The organism is Paraflavitalea sp., from assembly GCF_059502485.1.
In genome coordinates this window covers 1,190,496-1,215,126 of sequence record NZ_JCACET010000010.1, presented here as the reverse complement: position 1 = coordinate 1,215,126, position 24,631 = coordinate 1,190,496, and the positions used below count along the sequence as shown (strand labels likewise).

The following is a 24,631-nucleotide window of genomic DNA, read 5'->3' as shown; positions in this document are numbered from 1 at the left end:
GTTGGGTTTTATCCACGTTTTTGCATAAAAAATTGTTTGCCATGCCTTTGTATTTATGGTATAATTGTAGTTGGGTTTTGTTGCATCCAACTCAATATTTATTTTTCCTGTTATGTTACTTAAAAATGCCAGTGTTTTAATCATAGATGATGATACCGATGTTTTAACAGCCGTACGGTTGCTGCTCAAAACGGAGGCGAAAGAAGTGGTGACCGAAAAGAACCCCGAGAACCTTAGGTGGCTGTTATCCAAGCAAACTTTTGATGTTATCCTGCTGGACATGAACTTTACCAGCTCTATCAATACGGGTAATGAAGGACTTTTCTGGCTGGGTAAGGTGAAGAAAGAATTCAAGTCGGAAGCCGCTGTGATCATGATCACGGCCTATGGCGATATCGACTTGGCAGTGCGCTCCCTCAAAGAAGGCGCTGCCGACTTCGTGGTAAAGCCCTGGCACAATGAAAAGCTGATCACCACCATCAAAGAAGCCCTCAAACGTCAGGGGAGTGGTAAGACTGCCGCCGGCCCATCCCTCAGCAATGATTCCATCATTGGTAAGGAACTGTTGGGCGAGTCGGACATCATGCGCGACATCTTTTACAAGATCGAAAAAATAGCCCCTACCGACGCCAACATCCTCATCCTGGGTGAGAATGGTACGGGTAAAGACCTGATCGCCAAAGCCATCCACCAGCAGTCACTACGGACCGATAAAGCCTTTGTAAAAGTAGACGTGGGCGCGCTCACGGAAAGCCTGTTCGAAAGCGAGCTGTTTGGACATAAGAAAGGCGCTTTCACTGATGCCCGCGAAGACAGGGTAGGGCGCTTCGAAGGCGCCAACAACGGCACCCTGTTCCTCGATGAGATCGGCAATATTTCCCTCCACCAGCAGGCCAAGTTGCTGAGCGTGTTGCAGAACCGTCAGGTGACCAGGTTGGGTACGAACGATCCGGTGCCCATCAACATCCGGCTGATCTGTGCTACCAACGTGCCGCTGGCCGAACTGGCCAACGAAAGCCGTTTCCGCAAAGACCTTATTTACCGCATCAATACGGTGGAGATCATGGTGCCACCCCTGCGCAAGCGCGACAACGATATTATCCTGCTGGCCAAACACTTCAGCAGGATGTACAGCAACAAATACCTGAAGCCGGTGCTGGAATTTGACAGCAAGGCCATGGAAAAATTACTACAATATCACTATCCCGGTAATATTCGCGAACTTCAATACACCATTGAACGCGCGGTGATCATGGCTGATGGCAATGTACTGCAGGCGCAGGACCTGATCTTTTCACCAATCGAGTCGTCCATCGTGGTCGATTCTGAACCCGATGAACTCAAACTGAGCTCGGTAGAAAAGAACACCATCCTGCGGGTGATCGAGAAACACAATGGCAATATCACCAAAGCAGCCAAAGAACTGGGACTCACCCGTACCGCATTGTACAGAAGGCTGAGCAAATACGATATTTAGACTTGTTATGATGGATTTCAGAAATATAGAGTGGCGCATTTTGAGCCGGGTGTTCTTATTGCTGGTAACCTTGACGGCAACTGCTTTCCTGATCGTGAACCAGTTGTTCATTTACCTCGTGATCATGCTGCCGGTCATCATTTACCAGGTGGTGGAGTTTTATCGCTTCCAGCGCAAAGCCCATGATGAGTTGGACCAGTTTGTGGAATCTGTACACTACCGCGACTTCTCCCGCTATTTCGATGTGAAGCATGCCCCGGTGGAATTACAACCCCTGCGGAAAGGCTTCAATGAGATCAACTCTACCTTTAAAGTGATCAGTAAAGAGAAAGAAACCCAGTACCAATACCTCCAGAAGATCCTGGAGCTGATCGATACAGGCATCCTCATGTACAAGGAAGACGGCGGTGAAGTGGTGTGGATGAATGAATCACTGAAGAGGATGCTGCAATTGCCTTACCTGAAAACCATCCATTCGCTTTCCAAACGCGATGGCGATCTGTACCGCGGTATACTTATCTTAAAGCCGGGCGACAGCAAGATCGCTACGGCGCACCCGGATAAAAATGCTTTCAAAGTACTGTTGTCGGCCACAGCCTTTCAAACCGAAGGTCTCAAATACAAGCTCATCGCTTTCCAGAACGTGAACGAAGCATTGGATGAAACAGAATCCAAGGCTTGGCAAAAACTATTGAGCGTAATGACCCATGAGATCATGAACTCCATTGCGCCCATCTCATCATTGGCCGCCACACTGAAAATACGTTTACAGGAATCCGTGAATACCCTCGACAACCAGAGCGGCCAGCTTGATGACCTGGAGTTGGGTATCGATACCATCAAGCGCAGGAGTGAGGGGCTGCTGAAGTTTGCAGAAACCTACCGCAACCTCAATAAGATCACAGCGCCCAATGTAAAGAAGGTATTCGTGCGCGACCTGTTTGAGAACCTGCATCAGTTGATGGAGCCCACGCTGGATCAGAAGAACATCGAAATGGAGATCATCCTCAAAGATCCCGACCTGATGCTGGAAGCCGATACAAGTCTTGTTGAGCAGGTATTGATCAACCTCGTGGTGAATGCCATGGAAGCAGTGAAAGACCAGGCAGAGCCACGCATCATTTTATCCGCCTATCTTGCTTCCAACCGTAAAGTAGTGATCAAAGTAGCAGACAACGGCATCGGTATGCCCGAAGAGCTCATCGATAAAATATTCATTCCATTCTTCAGTACCAAGAAAAGCGGCAGCGGTATCGGCCTTAGCCTTTGCAAGCAGATTATGATGCTGCACCGCGGACATATCCACGTACAATCCGTAGAAGGCGAAGGCACCGCGTTTATTTTACAGTTTTAAAACAACGGCGGTTGGTACACAACCGGGATCTTTGCTGCATCTTCAATGCTTCCATTAGCCCTGATGTGGTGAATGTGAATGTCGGATAGTTGCTTGGAGGCAACTGTTTTACCATAAAGCAGGGTAGTGCTGATGATTCGATGGCGGTGACAATGGCGAGGGTCTTCCTCACTGCACATGATAGCAGTGCGTTGCTGACCTGCCAGCCCTATTAATACTTCGATTCCCTGCTGGTAAGCTGCATCATGGTTGAATAACTCCTCTTGCCGGAAGCCCATGGAAGATTGCAGATCTGCTCTTTTGCCGCCCAGCGTTTCCCCCATCCAGCGATAAGCAATGTTCGCCTGTTCTAAGGAGGTTTGTAATGTTTCTCTGTTGAATTGTTTGTTATAGCGTGAATAAGGAGCCGTTCTTACATCTGCGAGCAGGCTAATCTCGTACTGTTGTAGTAATTGGATAAATGCCTCAACCGGATGGTTGGAGTGCCCAATCGTATACAGGTGTAAGCCGGACTGCATGCCACAAAGGTACAGAAGAATGAATATAGGTGTAAGGCGGCTTATGTTTGATGTTTTGACAACTGACACATCAATCAGTCATCTACTTTATAAATACTGAGTTTGCTCCCTTCTGTGGGTTTGGTATCGTGGTCCTGGGGTTCAAGTAAGTATTGAAAGATATTTTCTTTTTCCTGTTGACTTGTCTTTTCGTAAGTCTCGAAACTGCCGGTTACTGTTAAGTAACGCTTTAATATCCATTTTTTATTAGCATCGTCTGTTAACTTAAGTGGCCCATCTAACTTTCCGGCGTAGCATTTCAGGAATGCAATCATGTGCCCGTTTGAAAGCTGATAAGATTCGATTACCTCTACATGATCATCCCATAATTCCAGTATGTCATTAACTTGTAGTTTGCCTTTATCTGATTTACTTTTTAAAACGAAAGTGTACAGGTCTAATCTTGGTTTGCCTTCCTTGTCAATTGTTCTGGGGCTCATTCCTATATTTACTGGTATACCTCCCAGGTACGAAGAGTCGGTTAGATGAAAGAATGCATTTGGGTTTGTGAGTCTTGCAAATACATAAACCTTCTGCTTAAGATCAAGGATGAATTCTATCTGAAAAGTGATTGCCAATCTGTAATGGTTCTATTTGGGAAGTACATGCTTCAATTTACGCAAAGATTTATTAGCTGCCTCCAACGTTTTGGGAGCCAATACCTTGCCTTTTAATTTGTTGAGATTTTCATCAATGGTCAAGGTGACCTCCTGGCTAAACAGGTCACTTTTATGTTTGATGGTTTTCTGCTTCATGCTATAAAGTTAAGGATTACTTCACTCGTTTCAACTCCTCTGCTACAGCACCATTTTCCCGTACCCGCATACCAGTTACTGCAGCCTTTCCATCCCGAATGAACTCAAAAGTAAGATCGCGATCTTTCATAAAGAACAGGCCGGCTTTCTCTGCATATAGTGGTGTCTTTTTACTACCACTTACCATAATCAGTGCCCCATTTTCCTCACGTATGAATAAACTATCCGTCTGCGGACCTTCATACATACCGGTATACTGTTTGAGCGAAGCCGCAGGAAGCGAAATAGCTTTTCGTTCATTGGTTTTTGCAGCAGCGTGGTGGTCATAGCTCAGCACCCGTTTCATTTTCCATTGGCCGTTCTCCTTTAGCCATAGATGCGTAAAGCTGGCATGACCGTCGCGGAATTCGGGTTTGCCTTTCTCTGTGATGTAGAAATAGTGTTCTCCTAATAAGATGGCGCCGTAGATAGTACCGTTGTTGTATAAAGGGTAACATTTCACCGTGCCGGGTACTGCCTCGCGCCGCAGCCGCCAGTCAGGATTGCTGCAGAGGTTGTTTTTGAGACTGGCTTGCAATGCGGATAGTCCATTGGTAATGCCTCCTTTGTCATGATAAAACTCAACATCATTATAGAACAACTGCCCGGTGAGCGACGTGTCGCAGTTATTATAACCTTTCCAGAACAGGCTGTCCTTTTCCAGGATGATCTTGCTTAATTCTTCAGGTGTTGTTTGTGCCTGCAGCGAAAGAGAACCGATAAGTGCAACAAGTACGGTAAACGCAATACGGATGCATGAATACTTTTTCATGTTTTTGATGGCTTTAAAACAAATAATATAAATGAATGGATGAATATGCCTGTACACTGCAGGACTTCGGAGGTCGAATTGTTGGAGCGCTAAAGATAGTTGAAGATCGTTTGACTGCAAATTCAATTTTTCCTGTCAAAGATAATGATGCAGGCTACGCCTGCCGTGTAAGCAATAATATCGATCCATTCAAATGAACTGCCGATAACAACGGTAGCGAGCTTTGAATCCTGCAGGCCCAGCCGGTGCACGATCTGAAAGTATTGCAGTATTTCGATGAGGTAGGCAAAGAGCAATACGCCAATAGCTGCCGGGAAACATGGGATGCAGAAAAAAGCTTTTACGCCACAGTAAAGCAAAATGACCACGAGGAAATCGCCCACATACGGCCGTATAATAGCGTCGTGGACATAAAGCGCAATCAACACTTCAATAATGAAGAGAATGACCGCCGCGAAAAAGTATTTTTTATTGAAAGTAAACATGCGGGCACAAAATAAAAAAGTGTTGCGGAAACCACAACACTTTTCATCTTGCTATAAGAGTGTAATGAATATTATTGTAAAGCTTTCAATTGCTTTTTAAGATTTTCAGCCTGTTGCTTTGTTTTTATGGTTTCGGCCAACGAGTTACGGCTGTTGCCTGTTTTAGCTTCAGCCTTCACGGCTTTTGCTTTTTCACTTAAAGCTTTTATCTTTTGCAATACCTGGTCCTTCATATGCCGTAATTTTTACAAATTTAAGTAAAAAATGAAGTAGTTGTATAGGGACTTATGATTGGTTAAAGGTGCATTGTCAATCACGAAAGGAGCATGTGTAAGCTCTTCAGGATCAACGGCCATTTGGTCGTATTTGTCTCTTCCTCTTAATACACGAGCATAATATTTAAGTCCATATAAACGAAAATACTGTTGTAGATAACTGTAGTTGCGATGGAGTGTACGGAAATACAAATATGCCCTCCTGAAATCTGAGCCATCTACACCCACGTAGACGTCTTTGTTATTATTCAGGTAAGCAATAGCACAGAATAAAATAGTAGAAAATGCTTTGGAGTAACTTACATGGGCGACTGTTGCAAAATCATCTATTTCTCCCTTGTCATTGGGTGGCCCAAACGCAAGGTTCAGGAATTCAGGTATGAATTGATTACTCGTCTGTTGAATTTCAACAAGGATCAATTGGGAATGACCTTCAATAGTGGGCGAATAAAAACTGAATTTGTCCAGTGTAGGGGATAAGAAACTCAGTTCATACGTGTCTTCAAAATTAATATCAATATTCATTGCAGTTCAATAATTTTAGTTTAATTACTTGTCACATACTTGTGACAGGTTATTGATCTGCAAGTGAGTTTGGTTGTGGGTGCAAATTTACAGGTTAAATTACTAGCTACCCGTTTGTAAACGATTAACTAATAATTTAACCTGTAAAGACCGGGTTAGTATTACGCCTGTTTATTCACAATAAGCACCGTACCCGCCGGGTCTTGTATCCAGTGCGCATTGTCTGGTATCTTTTCCAGTTCGTCACAAGTATTGATACCATTCGTTTTAAGATAGGCAGTAGCCTCCGGCACATTCGGCGTCACAAGCTCCAGCCATGTTTCCGAATGCGTATAGTTGTCTACACAATCAAGCCACACAGTATTACCGCCAAATTTCACTTCATGCGTTCTGGATACAGTAGGATTGTCGATAGGCCTTTCTTCTACAGACAGTTTGAGGATGTCTTTATAAAAAGCAACAGTAGCTACGTATTTGCTTTTGGGAATTTTGATGGCAATGTTTACACCGCCGTTGAAGGTAGGTTGGCTCATGGCTATTTATTTTTGGATAGTTTACAAAAGATAAATATAGGACATTTAAAATGTCGACTGCGATGCAATGAAAGTGTTGCAGAAGCTTAGTAAGGGAATTTCACTTCGTAAATAGCAGGCCACAGCTTGCCTGTGATGTAGATCCTGTCGGTTGCACTGTCCCAGGCAATACCATTGGATGCATCGGCATCGGGCTGCTTACCCCGGGCTTCGTTGGCAAGCGTGCTGATATCGAGGCGGCCTGCTATGTTGCCGGTAGCAGGGTCGATCTTGACGATTACATCCTGCTGCCAGATGTTAGCATAAATAAAGCCATTGATGAACTCAAGCTCATTGATGTAATTGCGGGAAACACCATTTTCCGTAACGCGCACTTGCCTGATGGGCGTAAAGTTGTCGGGGTTGATGAACGTTAGCTGATCTGTGCCATCACTCATAATGATCTCCGAACCATTTGTCGTTAGTCCCCAGCCTTCTTTGTTGGCAAAGCGGAACTGGCCAATCGGCTTAAAAGATTTGGCATCGTATACAAAGCAGGTTTGACTCTTGTAAGTAAGCAGATACAGCTTATCTTTCACCACCACAATCCCTTCGCCAAAATACTTTCTGCTGTCAAGCTCGATCTTGATATTCATCTTGCCGGTAGCGGTATCGGCAAAGCCCACCAGCGATCTGGTTTGTGGAAGGTCTGAAGGAGACCCGGAGCTTTCGAGCAGCTGACCATTATGCACCAAAAATCCTTCTGTAAAGGAAGTGGTGTCATGTGGAAAGGTCTTGACCACTGCATAATTGATCACGGGAATAGGTGGAGGCGATTGTTCATTGCCTCTTTCAGGGTTATCATTACAGCCATAGACCGAAAGCAATAGTACAAAAGCTACAACTCGTTTTGCCATGAAAACGAATATAATAGTTTACCGGTAATAAAACTCATACTTCAGCCCGCCATTGGGCGCGGGAATAAAAGAATTCAACGGCAGGTCATTAGGGTTATAATTATACTGCCAGGTATAACGAAGGTTGTTCTCCGTCCAGCTCTCTACATTGTTTACATTGAAAGCCTTGCCGTCGCGGGTAGCCAGGTAATACGAAAGGCCAAAGCTCCTGAAAGGATTGCGATGCGTATCGTACGTATAAGAAATCTCTTTGCTGGTTTGTTGTGTACCATTTATGATGAGCCCGCTGGTCTCCGTAGCCATATTGCCGGTGGCATCCCAGATAAAAGAAGTAAAAGTAATATCACCGGTAGGAAGGGCGCGGGTACTGTCGCTGATTACGCGTCGGCGATCGTCGAGCACTACCTGGCGCGTATACGCGGGCTGCAGGAAGCGGTAAAGTGTGATCACCGACCGGATGGTATCGCGCCGGCCATTATAAGTATACTCCTGGATGTTATAAGCACTATTGCCATATTCGGCATGGTATGATTTTATAAGATCGCCTGCAACATTAAACTCCATGATGACGGCTTCCTTTCGGGCATTCGGATTGTCGGGATTTGTAGTAAGTTGTAATCTCACGAGTACACCATCTTCATCATACACATAATTCGTAGCTACAAGGCCACTGCCCGAAGTGTTGGTGACCGATCGGCGAAGGATAGAACCTTCGTTGGGATTGTGACGTTTTTGGCAGGAAGTAAGAACAAAAAGCAGCCCTGCAGCCGCTGGCAGCAAGTAGAATTTTAGCATAAAGGAAGTGGTTTTCCTAAAGCTAATATGCAGGCTGTAAAGGTTGTGTTAAGGCTATGCCACACAGGGGCACTTTAACAATCCGTAAGGCGTGAATTAATCAGGCTTTAATAGCAATGCGGCGTGTAAGCCAGCTATCCTTCACCGGTACCATCCACTTGTTCTCCAGTTCCTCCTTGGTTTGCACCAGGTTGTTGAAGTAGAGCGTGTCGGCAGTGACGAAGTTGTTATCGATAGCGTGTTGCAGTTGGGGCAGGGGCAATAACTGTACCTTGTCTTTTATCTGGAACGCCAGCAGCTGGCGGTCGAACAATTGCACTTTGTACAACTCTTCGATCTGTTTGATCAGTCTTACAGAACTATCAGTGCTGCAGCCGCTCACGCCGGTAGCATTTTCATCGGCCATCAGCACAATGAACTGTCCGAAGAACAGCGTGCCAAAGCCTTTCACCGGCGTACCATGCGATTTCCAGTTCGTTACAAAAGTATTGAGCAGGTCTTCGATCTGCAGCGCTTCGCCCATAGCAAACAGGCGGCTGCTTTGATAGATCCATACACGGGAGTCGGATGCAAAATCAGCGGGTAACAGCGATTGATAATTCCAGTTCATGCCACAAAGATACAATAACTACAGAGATTGAGCGATCAGCTCGGCTACGTCTAAAACCTGAACATTTTGCTCCTGTTCTTTGTTTTTGACCCCGTCCGTAAGCATGGTATTGCAGAAGGGACAGGCAGATGCGATGATGGTTGCACCCGTATCGAGCGCTTCGTTACTGCGTTCAATGTTGATGCGGGTAGTACCCTTTTCTTCTTCCTTGAACATCTGGGCGCCGCCGGCGCCACAGCACAGGCCCTTGGTGCGGCAACGCTTCATTTCTACCAGTTCGGCATCGAGCGCTTCCAGCACCTTGCGCGGCGCTTCATAAATATCGTTGGCCCTGCCCAGGTAACAACTATCGTGGTAAGTGATACGCTTCCCTTTAAAGAGGCCGCCACCCTGCAGCACGATCTTTCCTTCGTCAATAAGTTGCTGCAATAGGGTAGTATGATGAATTACTTCATATGAGCCCCCGAGCGCAGGATATTCGTTTTTGAAAATATTAAAACAGTGAGGACAGGTAGTTACGATTTTCTTAATACCATAACCATTCAGCACCTGGATATTCTGGTAGGCCATCATCTGAAACATGAACTCGTTGCCGGCACGGCGCGCGGGATCACCCGTACACATCTCTTCCTTACCCATTATGGCATAATTAATGCCCACCTTAGTAAGAATAGTGGCAAAAGCCTTCGTGATCTTCTGGGCACGTTGGTCAAAACTGCCCGCACATCCTACCCAAAACAATATATCCGGAGTATTGCCGCTGGCCATCATCTCTGCCATGGTTGGTACCTGCATCAATTGAAAATTTGGGTGTAAAACTAATGATGATTTTGATGAAAGGTACCCTATTAGTAACTTTTCGTGAATATTTTTAATCAATAGGTAAAATTGTATGAGCAGAAAGATAGTTGCGTTACTGGCAGGCGTTGTTTGGATTATAGCAGCACAGGCTCAGGCCTATACCCCGGTAGATGACAGCTCAAAGGTCAGTTTCACCATCAAAAACCTCGGCATAAACGTAAAAGGCTCTTTTACCGGCTTACAGGGCAACATTACTTTTGATGCTACCCACCCGGAAAACAGCGCGTTCGACGTCTATATCGATGCGGCCTCCGTAAATACCGGCAATAATGCCCGGGACAACCATTTGCGTGAAGAAGTCTTTTTGGACGTCAAGAACCATCCACACATAAAATTCGTATCTGTTAAGGTTGAACCTGGTAAAAAGGCTGGCACATTTTTTATGCAAGGTACATTGACTATTAAGGGAATATCACTGCCGCTTTCTTTCCCCTTTACCGTTACTCCCACCACTGACGGTTATTGGCTTGAAGGAGACTTTGATACCCGCCGGAAGCCATATCGGGTAGGTAGAACAAGCACTATTGCAGATAAACTCACGGTATCCCTACGGGTACTTGTTAAGAAGACCTGAAATGTGCATGAGTTGTTGATTAAAAGTTAGTTAAGAACAGAGTGGATGAACCCGAATAATCCTATTTTGCAAATAATAAAACCGACCGATGCAATTACAACAAGCTGTCAATACGGTATTTGTACAGCTTGCTGAGTCATTAGAGCAGATCTCTCAGCAAGAGTATGTTCAGCCATGCAAAACCTTGTTCAACAACACCATTGGGCAGCACGTTCGCCATGTAATAGAACTGTTCCAATGCCTCGAAAAAGGGTATGATGAAGGCGTGGTGAACTACGAAAAAAGAAAACGCGACCTGGCCATAGAAACCGATAAAGCACTGGCCAGTAGCCTGCTGCTGGAGATACATGGAGGTCTTGGCAAAAGTAACAAGGAACTTACCCTGGAGGCTACGTACGACGATCATTCCACCGAGCCCATTACCATTGCTACCAACTATTTTCGCGAAGTAGCCTACAACCTCGAACATACGATACACCACATGGCGCTTATCCGCGTAGGATTGACTGAAGTAACAACCATCACCCTGCCGGAGAATTTTGGAGTAGCATCCTCTACGGTCAAGTATAAAAAGCATGTGCACAGTAACATTCATTCCGGCTCCTGATAAAGTATACCTTACTTCCAACCGTGATGAGAAACATTGGCGTTCGCCCGCATTGGCGCCCGCCGTATACGATTTCCCCTCAGGCAGGATTGTATTTCCCAAAGATGGCGATGCAGGCGGCACCTGGATAGCAGCCCATGAAAATGGTAATGCCATCATATTCCTGAATGGCGGCTGGGTATGCCACACGCCCGCACCTCCGTATCGGAAGAGCAGGGGACTGATCCTGCTGGAGCTGATCGATAGCACCATGCCCTACCACCATTTCCTCGGCCTTTCCCTCGACAACATAGAGCCTTTTACAGCCATCATCTGGGAAGATGGGCGCCTCTACGAATGCCGCTGGGATGGAACGCAGAAATATGAGCAACAGCTGGATGCCACCCGCCCACATATATGGAGCTCCGCTACGCTTTATACAGAAGATGTTGTTCGCAAACGCCAGCAATGGTTCGAGACCTGGCTGCAAAAACAAATGACACCCCTCCGGGACGATATACTGGCATTTCACCAGTTCACCGGCGATGGTGATGAACACAACGACCTTATGATGAACCGCGAAGGCAAAGTATTTACCGTAAGCGTCACTGCACTCACGATCGTACCCCATGCTATAGGAATGCATTACCTCGATTTAAAAAATAATCAGACTTTTGCGCAGGAATTAGCAATCGAAAAAACAATGGTAGGCCGATAATGAATGTTTTCCAAAGAATCCTGCACCGACCTTTTTTCATAAAACTATTTAACTGGGAATACTGGAGCTTTACAGCCGTTTACCTGTGGCTCTATCCATTTTGGATACTCATCTGTCTGCGCTCCCGTTCCTTCTTTTTCTTTGCTGCCTCCAACCCGCGCATCAAAAATGGCGGCTTTCTCAATGAATCTAAACAAGACCTTGAGGCCCTGATCCCGGACCAATACCATCCCAAAACAGTTTTCTTTTCCATACCAGCCAATGGCGATATCGTGATGAGCGAACTAAAGCGCCAGGGACTCTCATTCCCGCTCATTGGCAAGCCCAATGTAGGCGGCCGTGGCCGTGGGGTAAAAGTGCTGAAAGAAGAGGCCGATGTAAAAGACTATGTATCGAAAGCTTATCTCGACTTCCACATACAAGAGTACGTTCCCTGGAAAAATGAAGTAGGCATCTTCTATTACCGGTATCCCGGAGAAAGCAAAGGCGTTGTATCTGGTATCGTTAAAAAAGAATTCCTGGCCGTCACAGGCGATGGCCGGCATACCATCCGCCAGCTGCTGCAACAAAGCAAGCGGGCGCTGATGTACATGACTAGCATGGAAAAGATACATGGTGCAGGACTGGAAGAAATACTGCCGACAGGAGAGAAGCGCATCGTATCACCCTATGGCAACCATGCCCGTGGCTCTTTATTCCTCGATCACTCACACCTGGCCGATGAAGCCTTACGCACCACAATAGATGCTGTTTGTAAGCAGATACCGGAATTTTATTATGGGCGGTTGGATATTCGCTACAATACTTTGGAAGAATTGAAAGAGGGACGCAACTTTGCCATCATTGAGGTCAATGGCGCAGGTGCCGAACCAACGCACATATATGACCCCCGGCATTCATTGTTCTTTGCCTGGAAAGAGATCTTACGGCATTGGTTTATACTGGGACGTATTAGCAGGATGAACCACCGCAAAGGACATCCCTACCTTACCTGGAAAGAAGGAGTACAGATGTTCCGCGAAGACAAAGAATGGTCGCAGAAACTGGCGGCAATGACGGAGTAATACATTACGACAACATGAAACTGCTACGCATATTCTGTACAGGGCTTTTTATCAGCTTCCTGGGCACCCTGCCACTGGGCACTCTCAACGTGGCAGCTATGCAGATATCTGTAACAGATGGCATACGGCCAGCCTTTTATTTTGCCTTAGGAGCCTTGCTGGTAGAAATGGTCTACGTGCGCCTGTCGCTGGTGGCCATGGATTGGGTACGGAAACAGAAAAGACTCTTTCGCTGGCTCGAATGGTTTACCCTCCTGATCATCGTTGCCCTGGCTGTAACCACCTTTATTGCGGCTGCCCATCCCTCGGGAGAAGGGAAGAACATCATCCTCAGCAGCACCATGCACCGCTTTTTACTCGGCCTTTCCATGAGTGCTATCAACCCCATGCAGATACCCTTTTGGTTTGGCTGGAGCACTGTATTATTCACTAAGAAAGTATTGCAGCCCCGTAATGACCATTACAACATGTACATCTTCGGCATCGGTTTTGGCACACTGCTCGGCAATTGCATATTTATCTTAGGCGGGCATTTAATGGTCGATAAACTCAATGCCAACCAAAACGTCGTGAACTGGGTCATCGGCGGCATCTTTGCCGTCACAGCCATCATCCAGGCCTGGAGAATGTTCCGCCACAAAGATGCGGCGGAACAATTATAGAGCGTTGCTTATCGAACATAACGGCTTTGCGTTTCACATTTCTTCCACATGTTATGGAATTCGTTGGCAGAAGAGAACAATACATTCAATTCCGCAGCATTACCCATATTACGGATATCACGCACAAAGTCCCGCAACATACCATAGTGCGCCACGCCATCAGTATTATAATTCCAGGTGTGCCCATACGACGCTGGCGCAGGGAATCCGGTAGTAGTATACTGTACATTGGAGCCCGGACGTGGTTTAGGCGTAAAAACAATACTGTTGATATCGCTGCCAATACAAACACCCCTGTTCCTCATACCCTTTAAACCCAGCTTGTAATTATCCACCCAGTTCTTGGCATGCTGTCCACTCCAGCCCACGCCAAACAAACCACCGAGTTCTGTGATCGTATTGAGTTGTCTGAATGTGCGTTGATTTTCAGAAGCAGGTCGCACGCCTGTATGACCAGAGTTCACCGGATACCGGAACCGGCTGGCTATCTGCAGCGTCGAGTCAACCGCATACTGGCTCATATGGTCCACATCGATCAGCATGCCCTTCTGCATCATCTTTTTGATGGCAAATACGCCCAGCGGTGTAAGGCCTCTTGCATTGCGATGCCCTGTTGTGCCGGCGCAGGAAGGCGGAGCATCGGGCACCACGGTTAATGCCGCCTGCATAGCAGGCGTCAAAGGCACCATGCCGGCGATGATACCACTAAGAATAGGCTGTGCGGCTTCTTTGATCCCGGGAGGCAGTGGTAGCAGGTGTGTAAGTCCTTCCAGCAGGGCAGGAGCGAGCGGCAGCCCGGCCTGCAGGGCAGTAGTGATATTCCGGTTGATGCCCATCTCGAATTTGTGCGTAATAGAGTCGGAGGGCTTACTACATTCAATTTTCCAGAAAGTACCGGTGGCGATCTTCTGCATCACATTCATCAGGTCTTCATAAATAGCCGTACCACCAAAAGCATTGTCCGAAAGGTGGATCGGGAAAATATACCTTACACCATCCGTATAAAGCCTGTTCAATTCATCCTCTACCTTGCGCTGGTTGACTGCATTGTCCACCATGTCCAGCGTAAAATTGCCGGTGAAGTCAACCTCGATGCCTGGCACTACCGCCAGCTTATTCGACTTTACAATACGGTATAGATCAGCAGAAGTATAAGCCACTTCCATAAAAGCGCGGTGCCGGTTCACAAAATCGATGATCTCCTTCACCTGCAGCGTCGCAGAGTTGGCATCATCCTTAGGCGTACCCTTGTCATTATAAGCAATGATCTCCGACATCACCTTGTTATTGTGCGCCAACGCTACCATCACGCGTAAGCCAGATTGATAAGCCATTTCCAGCCAGTTCACCCACATCTTCTGGTGCGTCATATCATTCCACCTGGGCCAGTGCGTAAAAGCAAGATTCTTGTCGGGATGATAACCATATACCTTACTGCCGTGGGCAGATACAGCGCCATCGGTCATGCCCTCCATGATCCCGATGAATCCATTCCTTAAATAATCACCGCAGTTATTATCCGTGCCCCAGCCGCCATGCGTGGCATTACAATTACCCAGCGCATCGGCTACGGTCCTCACGCGTTCGATCGTTGTATTACAATCTTTTTTTGTTTCTCCCACGTCAAAGCCTGCATCACGATGTATCGTACCGGCAAACATCATAGAACCTACATCCGGCGCGCCATGGAAGTTTTTACCGGCAAACGCCAGGTGGCTCATGGGATGTGTATGCATATCCGTATAGCCCCACAGCGGCCCATTCAAGGTGTCCACCATAAACTCCTGCCAGTAAGAGCCCGGCACATACCTCCCTATTTCAACAGCAACGGCATTATCTGTCGTCAACACATTGGTAGTGTTGGGCAGCTTATCATTCAACAACGGCATGAAACTGTATTTCCCTTCGAAAGGCCCCCTGATGATCCATTGCAAAGAATCAGTTTCGTAAAAATCAAAAGCATTGATGGTCTTGAAGCCCAACCTCAAAGAAGGCCCGTACACACCAAGCGCCTGGTTTCTTTTTTTATTGATGATAAAATAAGTGCCCCGGTTTGTTTGTTCAAACTGCCATTGCTGATCCTCCATCGATGGCTTGGTCTCTCCAAATGCTACACCATTGATTAATGGCATCAGCGATTTGTTATCATGCACGGTATTGATGAGATAAGCGCCCGGTTCAATATCGGTAGGGTATAGCTTAGCCTTGGTTGTTTTGGTAGCCTTATAAATTCTATAATACCATTTAGCGCTGAAAACTTTGCCGCCGGCTGTTTCACCCGCCGTCATGGCAACGGGTGTAATATCTGCTACAAGCCTTCTGGCTGTACCACCAATATTTACAGTAGCCCCTTCACTATAGCTATAACCCAGCAGTTTATTATCGGCGGTGTTTTGCAGTTGAAGCACTTTGCCGCCTTCCATGCCGGCGGTAATAGCCCAGCCTGTACTGAAAGAAGCGCTATTACCTACTTTGGGGATACCGGCCTGGAAGCCAAGCAAACCACCTGTTTGCTGCCACTGCGCATCGGCATGAAGATAGGCGCCGTTGTAGTTGAGCGTATAGGCGCTGCCTGTTCTGCTGATCTTCCACAAAGAGGCAACGGGCGGCATACCCGCTATGCGCGTTGCTCCGGTGATCTCTGCCAGCTTCATACCCTGAGGCGTGCCGGTAGAGCCATCTACAGACAGCCCATTGGCGGGTACAAGCGTGTATTCCTTACCACCGATCACAGCCACCAAAGCAATATGGTCGCCGGCTTCGGGTGTGGTCCGGTTGGTGATCTCATCCAGCCTTACCACATCATAAAAAATGTATTTCACTTTCTCGCTGGGTCTGTATTCACACAGTGGATTGCCTAAATTGATGGGGTTGAGTTTTGCCAGATCGGCGTTAGAAACCTTGTTCTGAACGTCCCTGGGAAGTTGTTGAACGTCTTTGGGATTAATAATAGGTTTCACAGGCTGTTGAGCATCGATAAAAGTACAGGACAATAGAAGGAAGAGCAGAAATGCATATTTCATAACACTGGATTGTTTTTGGGTGAAACCAAAAATAAGCGCGCAAAAAAGCCTGTCCACCACATGATCATGGTAAACATTTGGCCTCATTTTTGCTTCCGGCCATCCAATACAGCGTGTAGGAAATACATTATAAGTAAGGCGCTATGCCTTTAATTCCTCTGCCCATTTATCCCGGTCATCGGGACTAAACTTCCAGGGAGCGAAGTTGTTCTCGATATTGCTGAACATGCCATTCCACTCCTGGGGAGCGTTACTTTCTTCCATAACGAGCGAGCGGCGCAGTTCGAGAATGATCTCCAGCGGACTGATGCTCACCGGACATTCTTCTACGCAGGCATTACAGGTAGTACAGGCCCTTAATTCTTCAGTGGTAATATAATTGTGCAGTAAAGTCTTGCCGTCATCTTTAAACTCCCCGTTCTCATTGATGTTCTTGCCCACTTCCTCCAGCCTGTCGCGCGTATCCATCATGATCTTACGGGGCGAAAGCGCTTTGCCCGTTTGCGTAGCGGGACACATGCTGCTGCAACGGCCACACTCCGTACAGCTATAAGCGTCCATCAGGTTGCGCCAGCTGAGGTCCATTACATCCTTGGCGCCAAACTTACCGGGAGGTGCAGCGTCGGTAGGGGCCAGCTCAGGCTGCATGGCATACAATACCTCATTCTGTATCTCCGGCATATTACGCATAAGACCCTTAGGCGCCAACCGTGTATAATAAGCATTCGGGAAAGCCAGTAAAATATGCAGGTGCTTGGAGTAGGGGAGGTAGTTGAGAAATGCAAAGATGCCTAAAATGTGCAGCCACCAGCAGGCACGTTCTATAGCTACCAGTGCTCCATCACTAAGGCCGCTGAGCAAAGGTTGTATCCACTGCGACACCGCAAAGTTGCCGGTAATATGATCGGCATAGTGGCCATAACCACGTGCCTGCAGTAAAGTATCGGAAGCATTCAGCGTAAGGAACAACGTCATGAGCACGATCTCGGTGATGAGGATATAATTCGCATCACTCCGTGGCCAGCCGTCCAGGTCCTTGCTGATGAAACGTTTCAGTTTGAGGATATTCCGGCGGATCAGGAAAGCCACACACACAGCAAGCACACCCACAGCCAGCCATTCAAAAGCGTTGATCAGGAAGTTATAGAAACCGCCCAGCCAGCCGGCAAACAAACGGTGCGTACCCACAGCCCCATCGATGAAGATCTCCAGCACCTCGATATTGATGATGATAAAACCTGCATAAATGACAAAGTGCATCAGCGCTACCATCGGCCTGCGAAACATTTTCTTTTGCCCCAGCGCCAGCAGGAACACATTGCGCCAGCGCTCAGACGAATGATCATTATAAGGCTCGTCTTTGCCCAATAAGATATTTCTGCGGATGCGCATAGCGTTGCGGGCAAACAACCAGATAGCAAAACCGGCCGCTAAAACAAACAGGATCTGTTGCAGGTATGACATGCATTAATGAATTGAACAAGGCGAAGATAAGCAAGCTTTGAAGAATTAAAAGCCCCATAACCCTGATTTGCACCACAAGTAGTTCACACGCAACTAACAATGATATTATTATGCATGATTTTGACAACATTTTTCAAAAAGCAGCCATTATGCTGCCGGCCAACAGCAAAATTGCTATTCCACCCCGCTCTTTGTATTTTAGCGCTCTGAAAAAGTAAAGAATGGAAAAGAACTATATATTGGATGCCGACACTGCTTACAGGAAAATGCAACGGATGGCGTATGAAATAGTGGAGAACAACCTCGAAGAAAAACACCTGATACTGGCCGGCATCCGCGAAAGCGGCAGCGTCATCGCCCGTAATATCCAGCAACTGCTGAAGCAGATCAGCCCCCTGTCAACCGAGCTGATCACCATCACCCTCGACAAAAAGAAGCCTGCCGAAGTGATCATCAATCCTTCCCTGGACTTCAACGATAAAGTAGTGATCATTATCGACGACGTGGCCAACAGCGGCAAGACACTGCTCTATGCCATGAAACCCCTGCTGGAATTCCACCCCCGCAAAGTACAAACCCTCGCACTGGTAGAGCGCACCCACAAAACCTTCCCGGTGAGCACCGACTATGTAGGCTTGTCAGTAGCCACCACCTTACAGGAACACATCTTCGTAGAAACCGAAGGCGAAAAAGTGAAAGGCGCCTATATGGAGTAGGTGATAGGGAATGAAACTGTCACACTGAGCCTGTCGAAGTGCTTTGAATAATTAGAAGTACAATAGATGCCCCTTCAGCTTCCCCTTTGAGTTCAGCTCCAGCGCAGGCGCCGGTATCTTGATCATGTTTAGCACAAACAAGGCCGAACGAAGGAACTTGCTATTGGTCTTGATTTTGGTGAGGTCTATATCGGGCGAAAGAAAGAAATGACGTGTACGGGGAACATCGTAGCGGTTATGCGTAAAACCTTCTTTATCTACCCAACTGTTCGACATGCCGCCGAGCATGCCATTGGCAGAGTAACCTACCGCCAGATTAAGCCACTTGGGCATTTTACTGTCCGGAAGAAAAGAGTGGATATTAGCACTGAGCCAATAGGTTTGTGAGTTATAATCCTTCAGTATCCTTTCCTGGATGCTTTTGCCAAAAAGCTCGTTACGCCGGGTGGTCAGTTCGGGCGAACCGTAATCATAAGGCCAGTAACTCAGTTTTACCTGGATACGCTGCTCTTTCCAACCCAGCTCCTGCGCCACATACATCGCCGAGCCGGCAATATTCGCGGCCATATCGCCCCAGCTAAAACCCCATTCAGCGGAAAACCCGTCCTGTATCTCGATAATACTTTGATAAGCCACCCCACTGACGCCCCCCAGCCACACACTTTGTTTGTCATTTAGGCCCGCCCAGCGCCACAATTCGGCTGAAATACGGCTCATCTGGTTGGCCGTCCACACGTGGCCCGCCTTGTCCATCTGCAGCCATTCCTTATTATCATTGAAAAAGTGGAACGATTCTTTGGGATAATCCGCATACCAGGCCTTGTTGAGGGCAATATAAGAGCCTCCCCATAAGGCTGCGTGTGCCCCGGCTACCAGCCAGGTGCGACCATTGCCGATTGTCGATTGCCGACTGCCGATTTTTATTGCTGAAGTATCCTGAGAAAAAACAGGAAGGGCGATCATACCCATTGATAGGACCGCCAGCCATTTCATGGAAGGTATTTTCAAGGAAAGCACGTTCAAAATTAACGATAACTTATTGGCCGCTAATTTACAATAAAAACAGGTCCCCGTTTTGTAATCTTCACAATCTTAACGATATTAGTCCCCCAACTATTAAAACAGAACGCAATATGGAAGCTGTAATACAGGACAAAGTGAGTGCATGGCTCAATGGCAATTTTGACCAGGCCACCAAAGATGAGATCAGGAAAATGCAGGAGCAAAATCCCAATGAGCTGACCGAAAGCTTTTACCGGAACCTCGAATTCGGTACCGGAGGCCTGCGCGGCATCATGGGCATTGGCACCAACCGCATGAACAAATACACGGTAGGTATGGCCACACAAGGATTTGCCAACTACCTCAAAAAAACATATCCCGGTGGAGTGATCCGTATTGCGATAGCACACGATAGCCGCAACAACAGCCGCTTCTTTGCCGAGATCGTAGCCAATGTAATGGGCGCCAACGGTATTAAAGTGTTCCTGTTTGAAGCACTCCGTCCTACGCCCGAATTGTCCTTTGCCATCCGTCACCTCGGTTGCCAGGCAGGGGTAGTATGTACTGCTTCCCACAACCCTAAAGAATACAACGGATACAAAGCCTATTGGAGCGATGGCGGACAACTGGTACCACCACACGATAAAAACGTAATACTGGAAGTCGACAAGATCGCTTCTGTAGATGATGTACAATGGGAAGGCGGCGAAGCCAACATTTCCCTCATCGGAAAAGAGCTGGACGAGGCATATATCAAGATGGTGAAAAGCCTGAGCGTATACCCCGAAGTGATCGAAAAGCAACACGACCTCAAGATCGTATACACGCCGATACATGGCACAGGCATTACCCTGGTGCCCGAAGTGCTGAAGCGCTTTGGCTTTACCAATGTTACGATCGTACAGGAGCAGGCGGTGCCGGATGGCAACTTCCCCACGGTTGTATATCCCAATCCAGAAGAGAGCGAAGCCATGAGCATTGGCGTTAAAAAAGCAAAAGAGCTCAATGCTGATATCCTGTTAGGTACCGATCCCGACGCAGACCGCGTGGGCATTGCCATCAAGGACAAACAAGGCAACTGGGTGCTCATGAATGGTAACCAGACGGCCGTACTGGCTTTCAACTACCTCATCGAAGCCCGCAAGGCCAAAGGCATTGCACAGACCAATGATATGGTGGTAAAGACGATCGTAACCACCGACATGATCGATAACATTGCTGCAAAAAGCAATATCAAATGCTACAACGTACTCACCGGCTTCAAATGGATCGCCGAACTGATCAAGGAAAAAGAAGCCACTGAAAACTACGTGATCGGAGGTGAAGAAAGCTATGGCCTGATGATCGGTTCACAACTACGCGATAAAGATGCAGTATCAGCAGTAGCCTTCCTCTGCGAAATGGCTGCCTACGAAAAAGACAAGGGCCGCACCCTCTACGACAAACTGATCGACCTGTACGTACAATACGGATTCTTCAAAGAACACCTGATCTCTATCACCAAGAAAGGCATGAACGGACAGAAGGAAATTGCCGATATGATGGAAGTCTACAGGAGCAATCCGCCACAAACGATCAACGGATCACCAGTAGTACAACTGCTCGATTACGAACTGCGCAAAGGCAAGAACCTGCAAACAGGAGAGGAGTGGGAGATCAAATTGCCAAAGTCTAACGTATTACAATTTATTTTGGCGGATGGCAGTAAGATCTCGGCACGCCCCAGCGGTACAGAGCCCAAGATCAAATTCTACTTCAGCGTCAATACCAAACTGGACAGTGCCGCCAATTTCGAGAAAGTGCATGGCGAGCTCAATGCCCGGATCGACGGAATTATTAAAGACATGCAACTAAAATAGCAGTACGCCAGTCTTCGTACGAAAAATTTTCTACCTTAGGCAGCGAATTAACTGATTTCACTGCCTAACACAAAAACAACTAACAAACAACTAACATGCAAAAGCGTTTTTCTTTAGTGATCGTTGTGATGTCCCTGTTGCTTTCTGCCGGTAAGGTAAATGCACAGGCTAAGATTGGCTACATCAGCCTGCAGGAACTGATCGTGGCAATGCCAGAGTTCAAAAAGGCCCAGGATGAAATGGGTGAATACCAAAAAGCAATACAGCAGCAAGCCAATGAGTACCAGGAAGCATATGAGCGCCTGGACAGCATTTTTGTAGCTGATTCTGCTAAGTGGACAGCTGCCCAAAAGCAGGTAAAACGCAAACAGCTGAACGAAGCCTATCTTAAAGCGGCCAACTTTAGTCAGCAGGAAGGTCCCAAAATGATACAGGAAAGAGAGCAGACACTGTTAGGCCCCATCCAACAAAAAGCGGTGACCACTACCCAGGAAGTTGCCAAGGCAAACGGGTTTACCTACGTGCTGAGCAAAGAGCAGCTCATCTCATTCCCCGATGCAGATGATATCCTTCCGCTGGTAGCTAAAAAGCTGAACATATCGCTCACCAAACCGGGAGCAGCACCAGCTACAACGCCAACCGCGCCCGCTAAGAAACCTTAATAAGCTGTCACCCTGAGCTTGTCGAAGGGTAAACTTAAATAATAAAAATCCCGGCATCGAAAGATGCCGGGATTTTTATTATGAGCAAGGAGTTGTGACCTATAATATTTCCCATTCACCGGCGTAGGAGTCACCGGTAGCTTGTTCTAAAAGTTGAGTCAATTTATCCCAGCCAGTATAATTGCCATCAACATTCCAGACTTCAACAACATTTTTTCTATCTATAAATGTTGGTTCTTCCGCATCCTCTTCCATGATTACACCATATCCATCTGCCGAAATTTTTATACCCACCTCACCCTGGTAGTTATCACGCGCAGATGCTGCATCTTCAAATTCAAAAAAATCGCAAAACGATTCACCGGCTGTTAAGTAAGTTTCTCCATGAACGTCTTTTGAACCTCCGGTGAGGAATTTACTTTTAATAAGGGCTTGTTTGATCAGTTCAGTTTTATCAACTGTTACTTCTTCAACGGGGAAGATTTTCAGAATGAAGTCCGACATATGGAGTTAGTTTATTTTAAATTATTAATCATCGATTTTACTTCGGTCGGCAGCTTTTAAATAACCTACCAGAAGAGGAATGTCCTTGAATATTTTACTCATGGTTGTCGCAAATTCCCGCTGGCTTTTTTCACTGTCGGCAAATACATAGAAACCACCGGCTTCCGGGTCAAATTGCAGATGTGCTAATAATGATGGGTTTTCTTTGAGTAAGATTTGTTTAATATGTCCTTCCCAGCTATAGCCATTACCGGAATAACCGTATTGTTCAAATATAGGGCTATACTTTTCAAACAAGTCCTTGTGCTCGATTTCTGCAGCAATCATGTGAGAGCCATCCTTGTAAATAATAAAAGGATAATAACTTTCAATCTTGGTGGAATCATAGCGTTTAGAAATCCTTGGACTTATGGTCGTCAATTGTCGGGAAGAATCAGGCGTTTCTTTTTTAGCCTGCTCCTCTTCCTGGGCTGATTTACTGGCGATCGGTGAATTACAGGATAGAGCCGAAATGCTTATAAAAAGTAGAGCAATAGATAGCTTTTGCATGAGAGGGCTTTATTGGGTATCGTTAATGGCTAAATATACATAACCCAACCTGATCGACCTCTCCTTATTGTTATCAAACCCGGTGATCCTGTTTACCCGTACCGCTAAACGGGATAAGCCGTACTTAAGCCGGGGTTGAGCCGTACATGATCCACACTAAAGGCGCACTTTCATAAACATTGAATGACTCCATGCAGCTGAATGCTTAATAATTATATGTCAGTCAATTGATTATGCCTTTCCGGAGCTCGAGAAGCCAATGAGGTATCATCGAGAACCCTTAGTCCGCATCCCTGCCATTTCGGACGGAATACCTCATTTTACGCTGTCATTTCGAACGAAGCGATAGCGGAGTGAGAAATCTGCTATCAAAGCAATCGCCTGCTTCTAAATACTGGCGCAAGCATGCCGTACGGCCTTGGCGGGCAGGGTGCTTGTGCCCCTCCTTAAAATAATTTCGGTCATCCCCTTCCAAAGCACAAATAACATTATTAATTTCATGCATATAATTAACGCTTACCGATGGCCCAACAATGTGGACCCATATTTCTTGAATGCACCTGGGACAACCTCACCTTTTACAAATGGGAGGGCCAGTACTTCGTACGCATGAAAAGCAGGCTCACAAGAGAAAAGGTCCTCACACACCCGGCCTTCCACAAAACCCGCGTTGCTGCCGGCAGACTGGTCACCGCTTCAAAGATTGCCTCCTCCATCTACAGCGATCTGCCCATGGATTGGCGGCAGTTCTGGATGTACCGCGACTTCACCGGCGAAGCGATGATCATGATCGATAACGGCGCCACTGCACAGGAAGCCTACGACTACCTTTGGAAGACCTATGTCGAATATTGGGTGCTATACCAGCAAGCAACTGGCATCAAACTCAAAACAGGCCGCAGGCAACAACCCGTCAGACCAAAAAAAACTTACAAGACACGCCTGAAACACCGCACCGAAAACCCGAAGTGCCGTCGCTATCTCAAGCTCATTGGCCGCAACCACTGGAAAAGCAATTACGATAATACTGCCGAATTGATCGAACGTGAGCGCAAGCACGTAGCCCGCGAAAAGAAACTTCAATGGTTAGAAGAGCAACGCCTGAAAGAAAGATGGATGCAGGAGATCATAACCTCCGGTGTCTTGCGAAAGAAGAAAAGAAGGCGCGAACAACAACGACAAGCCATCCAACTCAAACCTCCCAACCAGCTCGTCGCATAACGCCCGATTATAGTATCAAGTACGTCGTTACAACAAAGTGGCAAGAAGCCTATAATAGAGTAAGGTATGTTATGCCTTGGAGACGCGTTGGCC

The 24,631-nt window shown here is 46.8% G+C and carries 28 protein-coding genes; 11 read left to right on the top strand and 17 right to left on the bottom strand.

Features of this window, described 5'->3' with window-relative positions:
* Positions 1–112 precede the first annotated feature (112 nt).
* Together AC5JBY_RS22155 and AC5JBY_RS22150 are read left to right on the top strand one after the other, a co-directional pair.
* Positions 113–1,477 (top strand): sigma-54-dependent transcriptional regulator, encoded by a 1,365-nt coding sequence (locus AC5JBY_RS22155; protein WP_495906843.1) that lies wholly within the window; start codon positions 113–115, stop codon positions 1,475–1,477.
* A gap of 7 nt (positions 1,478–1,484) precedes the next feature.
* A complete protein-coding gene (locus AC5JBY_RS22150) occupies positions 1,485–2,831 on the top strand; it encodes a sensor histidine kinase (RefSeq protein ID WP_495906842.1) in 1,347 nt (448 codons plus the stop codon).
* Here the strand turns inward: AC5JBY_RS22150 and AC5JBY_RS22145 are convergent.
* The 12 genes from AC5JBY_RS22145 to AC5JBY_RS22090 all read right to left on the bottom strand — a co-directional run bounded on the left by AC5JBY_RS22145 (position 2,828) and on the right by AC5JBY_RS22090 (position 9,868).
* Positions 2,828–3,349 (bottom strand): DUF488 domain-containing protein, encoded by a 522-nt coding sequence (locus AC5JBY_RS22145; protein ID WP_495906841.1) that lies wholly within the window; start codon positions 3,347–3,349, stop codon positions 2,828–2,830. The two genes, AC5JBY_RS22150 and AC5JBY_RS22145, sit on opposite strands and share 4 nt — an antisense overlap.
* A 74-nt stretch (positions 3,350–3,423) precedes the next feature.
* Positions 3,424–3,828, bottom strand: a complete 405-nt coding sequence (locus tag AC5JBY_RS22140; protein WP_495906840.1) for a hypothetical protein — start codon at positions 3,826–3,828, stop codon at positions 3,424–3,426.
* Positions 3,829–3,978: 150 nt separating this feature from the next.
* On the bottom strand, positions 3,979–4,143 hold the full coding sequence (locus tag AC5JBY_RS22135) for a hypothetical protein (RefSeq protein WP_495906839.1): 165 nt from the start codon (positions 4,141–4,143) through the stop codon (positions 3,979–3,981).
* Positions 4,144–4,159: 16 nt separating this feature from the next.
* Entirely contained in the window at positions 4,160–4,954 is a 795-nt protein-coding gene (locus tag AC5JBY_RS22130; protein WP_495906838.1) for a nuclear transport factor 2 family protein, read from the bottom strand.
* Positions 4,955–5,076: 122 nt separating this feature from the next.
* On the bottom strand, positions 5,077–5,439 hold the full coding sequence (locus AC5JBY_RS22125) for a ribosomal maturation YjgA family protein (protein WP_495906837.1): 363 nt from the start codon (positions 5,437–5,439) through the stop codon (positions 5,077–5,079).
* Positions 5,440–5,510: 71 nt separating this feature from the next.
* Positions 5,511–5,672 carry a hypothetical protein gene (locus tag AC5JBY_RS22120; RefSeq protein WP_495906836.1) on the bottom strand — a complete coding sequence of 54 codons (162 nt, stop codon included), beginning with the start codon at positions 5,670–5,672 and terminating at the stop codon, positions 5,511–5,513.
* 12 nt (positions 5,673–5,684) lie between these two features.
* Complete coding sequence (locus AC5JBY_RS22115) at positions 5,685–6,239, bottom strand: DUF6934 family protein (protein WP_495906835.1); 555 nt, start codon at positions 6,237–6,239, stop codon at positions 5,685–5,687.
* A 161-nt stretch (positions 6,240–6,400) separates the two neighbouring features.
* The gene (locus tag AC5JBY_RS22110; protein WP_495906834.1) at positions 6,401–6,772 is read right to left on the bottom strand and encodes a VOC family protein; all 372 of its coding nucleotides are present in this window, start codon (positions 6,770–6,772) and stop codon (positions 6,401–6,403) included.
* An 86-nt stretch (positions 6,773–6,858) separates the two neighbouring features.
* Positions 6,859–7,668, bottom strand: coding sequence for a glutaminyl-peptide cyclotransferase (locus tag AC5JBY_RS22105; RefSeq protein WP_495906833.1), 810 nt, complete (start codon positions 7,666–7,668; stop codon positions 6,859–6,861).
* 18 nt (positions 7,669–7,686) lie between these two features.
* The gene (locus AC5JBY_RS22100) at positions 7,687–8,463 is read right to left on the bottom strand and encodes a hypothetical protein (protein ID WP_495906832.1); all 777 of its coding nucleotides are present in this window, start codon (positions 8,461–8,463) and stop codon (positions 7,687–7,689) included.
* A 100-nt stretch (positions 8,464–8,563) separates the two neighbouring features.
* Positions 8,564–9,073 (bottom strand): hypothetical protein, encoded by a 510-nt coding sequence (locus AC5JBY_RS22095; protein WP_495906831.1) that lies wholly within the window; start codon positions 9,071–9,073, stop codon positions 8,564–8,566.
* Positions 9,074–9,091: 18 nt separating this feature from the next.
* The gene (locus AC5JBY_RS22090; RefSeq protein WP_495906830.1) at positions 9,092–9,868 is read right to left on the bottom strand and encodes a (Fe-S)-binding protein; all 777 of its coding nucleotides are present in this window, start codon (positions 9,866–9,868) and stop codon (positions 9,092–9,094) included.
* 97 nt (positions 9,869–9,965) lie between these two features.
* Between AC5JBY_RS22090 and AC5JBY_RS22085 the strand changes: the two genes are divergently transcribed.
* The 5 genes from AC5JBY_RS22085 (at position 9,966) to AC5JBY_RS22065 (ending at position 13,538) form a co-directional block, all read left to right on the top strand.
* The gene (locus AC5JBY_RS22085; protein ID WP_495906829.1) at positions 9,966–10,508 is read left to right on the top strand and encodes a YceI family protein; all 543 of its coding nucleotides are present in this window, start codon (positions 9,966–9,968) and stop codon (positions 10,506–10,508) included.
* An 88-nt stretch (positions 10,509–10,596) separates the two neighbouring features.
* Positions 10,597–11,115, top strand: a complete 519-nt coding sequence (locus AC5JBY_RS22080) for a hypothetical protein (RefSeq protein ID WP_495906828.1) — start codon at positions 10,597–10,599, stop codon at positions 11,113–11,115.
* Positions 11,084–11,812, top strand: a complete 729-nt coding sequence (locus AC5JBY_RS22075) for an NRDE family protein (RefSeq protein ID WP_495906827.1) — start codon at positions 11,084–11,086, stop codon at positions 11,810–11,812. The genes AC5JBY_RS22080 and AC5JBY_RS22075 overlap by 32 nt, the downstream gene beginning before the upstream one ends.
* Positions 11,812–12,876, top strand: a complete 1,065-nt coding sequence (locus AC5JBY_RS22070; RefSeq protein ID WP_495906826.1) for a hypothetical protein — start codon at positions 11,812–11,814, stop codon at positions 12,874–12,876. Before AC5JBY_RS22075 ends, AC5JBY_RS22070 begins: the two co-directional genes overlap by 1 nt.
* Positions 12,877–12,890: 14 nt before the next feature.
* Positions 12,891–13,538: a LysE family translocator gene (locus AC5JBY_RS22065; protein ID WP_495906825.1), complete on the top strand. Its 648-nt coding sequence runs from the start codon at positions 12,891–12,893 to the stop codon at positions 13,536–13,538.
* 8 nt (positions 13,539–13,546) lie between these two features.
* On the opposite strand, the gene AC5JBY_RS22060 is transcribed toward AC5JBY_RS22065, so the two are convergent.
* Together AC5JBY_RS22060 and AC5JBY_RS22055 are read right to left on the bottom strand one after the other, a co-directional pair.
* On the bottom strand, positions 13,547–16,561 hold the full coding sequence (locus AC5JBY_RS22060) for a membrane dipeptidase (protein ID WP_495906824.1): 3,015 nt from the start codon (positions 16,559–16,561) through the stop codon (positions 13,547–13,549).
* Positions 16,562–16,702: 141 nt separating this feature from the next.
* Positions 16,703–18,025, bottom strand: coding sequence for a 4Fe-4S dicluster domain-containing protein (locus tag AC5JBY_RS22055; protein WP_495906823.1), 1,323 nt, complete (start codon positions 18,023–18,025; stop codon positions 16,703–16,705).
* Positions 18,026–18,246: 221 nt separating this feature from the next.
* Here AC5JBY_RS22055 and AC5JBY_RS22050 point away from each other — a divergent pair, with 221 nt between their 5' ends.
* Positions 18,247–18,741: a phosphoribosyltransferase family protein gene (locus AC5JBY_RS22050; RefSeq protein ID WP_495906822.1), complete on the top strand. Its 495-nt coding sequence runs from the start codon at positions 18,247–18,249 to the stop codon at positions 18,739–18,741.
* Between the two features lie 51 nt (positions 18,742–18,792).
* On the opposite strand, the gene AC5JBY_RS22045 is transcribed toward AC5JBY_RS22050, so the two are convergent.
* Positions 18,793–19,734 (bottom strand): DUF2279 domain-containing protein, encoded by a 942-nt coding sequence (locus AC5JBY_RS22045; RefSeq protein ID WP_495906821.1) that lies wholly within the window; start codon positions 19,732–19,734, stop codon positions 18,793–18,795.
* 140 nt (positions 19,735–19,874) lie between these two features.
* On the opposite strand from AC5JBY_RS22045, the gene AC5JBY_RS22040 reads away from it, so the two are divergent.
* Together AC5JBY_RS22040 and AC5JBY_RS22035 are read left to right on the top strand one after the other, a co-directional pair.
* Entirely contained in the window at positions 19,875–21,602 is a 1,728-nt protein-coding gene (locus AC5JBY_RS22040) for a phospho-sugar mutase (protein WP_495906820.1), read from the top strand.
* A 95-nt stretch (positions 21,603–21,697) separates the two neighbouring features.
* Positions 21,698–22,264 carry an OmpH/Skp family outer membrane protein gene (locus AC5JBY_RS22035; protein ID WP_495906819.1) on the top strand — a complete coding sequence of 189 codons (567 nt, stop codon included), beginning with the start codon at positions 21,698–21,700 and terminating at the stop codon, positions 22,262–22,264.
* A 99-nt stretch (positions 22,265–22,363) separates the two neighbouring features.
* On the opposite strand, the gene AC5JBY_RS22030 is transcribed toward AC5JBY_RS22035, so the two are convergent.
* Positions 22,364–22,768, bottom strand: coding sequence for a hypothetical protein (locus AC5JBY_RS22030; protein WP_495906818.1), 405 nt, complete (start codon positions 22,766–22,768; stop codon positions 22,364–22,366).
* 24 nt (positions 22,769–22,792) lie between these two features.
* Positions 22,793–23,317, bottom strand: a complete 525-nt coding sequence (locus AC5JBY_RS22025) for an Imm51 family immunity protein (RefSeq protein WP_495906817.1) — start codon at positions 23,315–23,317, stop codon at positions 22,793–22,795.
* A 522-nt stretch (positions 23,318–23,839) separates the two neighbouring features.
* Between AC5JBY_RS22025 and AC5JBY_RS22020 the strand changes: the two genes are divergently transcribed.
* Positions 23,840–24,538 carry a hypothetical protein gene (locus AC5JBY_RS22020; protein WP_495906816.1) on the top strand — a complete coding sequence of 233 codons (699 nt, stop codon included), beginning with the start codon at positions 23,840–23,842 and terminating at the stop codon, positions 24,536–24,538.
* Positions 24,539–24,631 lie beyond the last annotated feature (93 nt).

Bases quoted from the DNA above. Each gene is read 5' to 3' on its own strand.
- AC5JBY_RS22075 (WP_495906827.1), top strand. From the start codon at position 11,084: ATGTGCACAGTAACATTCATTCCGGCTCCTGATAAAGTATACCTTACT.
- AC5JBY_RS22065 (WP_495906825.1), top strand. From the start codon at position 12,891: ATGAAACTGCTACGCATATTCTGTACAGGGCTTTTTATCAGCTTCCTG.
- AC5JBY_RS22120 (WP_495906836.1), bottom strand. From the start codon at position 5,672: ATGAAGGACCAGGTATTGCAAAAGATAAAAGCTTTAAGTGAAAAAGCA.
- AC5JBY_RS22135 (WP_495906839.1), bottom strand. From the start codon at position 4,143: ATGAAGCAGAAAACCATCAAACATAAAAGTGACCTGTTTAGCCAGGAG.
- AC5JBY_RS22040 (WP_495906820.1), top strand. From the start codon at position 19,875: ATGGAAGCTGTAATACAGGACAAAGTGAGTGCATGGCTCAATGGCAAT.
- AC5JBY_RS22095 (WP_495906831.1), bottom strand. From the start codon at position 9,073: ATGAACTGGAATTATCAATCGCTGTTACCCGCTGATTTTGCATCCGAC.
- AC5JBY_RS22140 (WP_495906840.1), bottom strand. From the start codon at position 3,828: ATGAGCCCCAGAACAATTGACAAGGAAGGCAAACCAAGATTAGACCTG.
- AC5JBY_RS22025 (WP_495906817.1), bottom strand. From the start codon at position 23,317: ATGCAAAAGCTATCTATTGCTCTACTTTTTATAAGCATTTCGGCTCTA.
- AC5JBY_RS22085 (WP_495906829.1), top strand. From the start codon at position 9,966: ATGAGCAGAAAGATAGTTGCGTTACTGGCAGGCGTTGTTTGGATTATA.
- AC5JBY_RS22060 (WP_495906824.1), bottom strand. From the start codon at position 16,561: ATGAAATATGCATTTCTGCTCTTCCTTCTATTGTCCTGTACTTTTATC.
- AC5JBY_RS22030 (WP_495906818.1), bottom strand. From the start codon at position 22,768: ATGTCGGACTTCATTCTGAAAATCTTCCCCGTTGAAGAAGTAACAGTT.
- AC5JBY_RS22050 (WP_495906822.1), top strand. From the start codon at position 18,247: ATGGAAAAGAACTATATATTGGATGCCGACACTGCTTACAGGAAAATG.
- AC5JBY_RS22090 (WP_495906830.1), bottom strand. From the start codon at position 9,868: ATGCAGGTACCAACCATGGCAGAGATGATGGCCAGCGGCAATACTCCG.
- AC5JBY_RS22035 (WP_495906819.1), top strand. From the start codon at position 21,698: ATGCAAAAGCGTTTTTCTTTAGTGATCGTTGTGATGTCCCTGTTGCTT.
- AC5JBY_RS22080 (WP_495906828.1), top strand. From the start codon at position 10,597: ATGCAATTACAACAAGCTGTCAATACGGTATTTGTACAGCTTGCTGAG.
- AC5JBY_RS22070 (WP_495906826.1), top strand. From the start codon at position 11,812: ATGAATGTTTTCCAAAGAATCCTGCACCGACCTTTTTTCATAAAACTA.
- AC5JBY_RS22155 (WP_495906843.1), top strand. From the start codon at position 113: ATGTTACTTAAAAATGCCAGTGTTTTAATCATAGATGATGATACCGAT.
- AC5JBY_RS22125 (WP_495906837.1), bottom strand. From the start codon at position 5,439: ATGTTTACTTTCAATAAAAAATACTTTTTCGCGGCGGTCATTCTCTTC.
- AC5JBY_RS22055 (WP_495906823.1), bottom strand. From the start codon at position 18,025: ATGTCATACCTGCAACAGATCCTGTTTGTTTTAGCGGCCGGTTTTGCT.
- AC5JBY_RS22045 (WP_495906821.1), bottom strand. From the start codon at position 19,734: ATGAAATGGCTGGCGGTCCTATCAATGGGTATGATCGCCCTTCCTGTT.
- AC5JBY_RS22020 (WP_495906816.1), top strand. From the start codon at position 23,840: ATGGCCCAACAATGTGGACCCATATTTCTTGAATGCACCTGGGACAAC.
- AC5JBY_RS22105 (WP_495906833.1), bottom strand. From the start codon at position 7,668: ATGGCAAAACGAGTTGTAGCTTTTGTACTATTGCTTTCGGTCTATGGC.
- AC5JBY_RS22130 (WP_495906838.1), bottom strand. From the start codon at position 4,954: ATGAAAAAGTATTCATGCATCCGTATTGCGTTTACCGTACTTGTTGCA.
- AC5JBY_RS22145 (WP_495906841.1), bottom strand. From the start codon at position 3,349: ATGCAGTCCGGCTTACACCTGTATACGATTGGGCACTCCAACCATCCG.
- AC5JBY_RS22150 (WP_495906842.1), top strand. From the start codon at position 1,485: ATGATGGATTTCAGAAATATAGAGTGGCGCATTTTGAGCCGGGTGTTC.
- AC5JBY_RS22110 (WP_495906834.1), bottom strand. From the start codon at position 6,772: ATGAGCCAACCTACCTTCAACGGCGGTGTAAACATTGCCATCAAAATT.
- AC5JBY_RS22115 (WP_495906835.1), bottom strand. From the start codon at position 6,239: ATGAATATTGATATTAATTTTGAAGACACGTATGAACTGAGTTTCTTA.
- AC5JBY_RS22100 (WP_495906832.1), bottom strand. From the start codon at position 8,463: ATGCTAAAATTCTACTTGCTGCCAGCGGCTGCAGGGCTGCTTTTTGTT.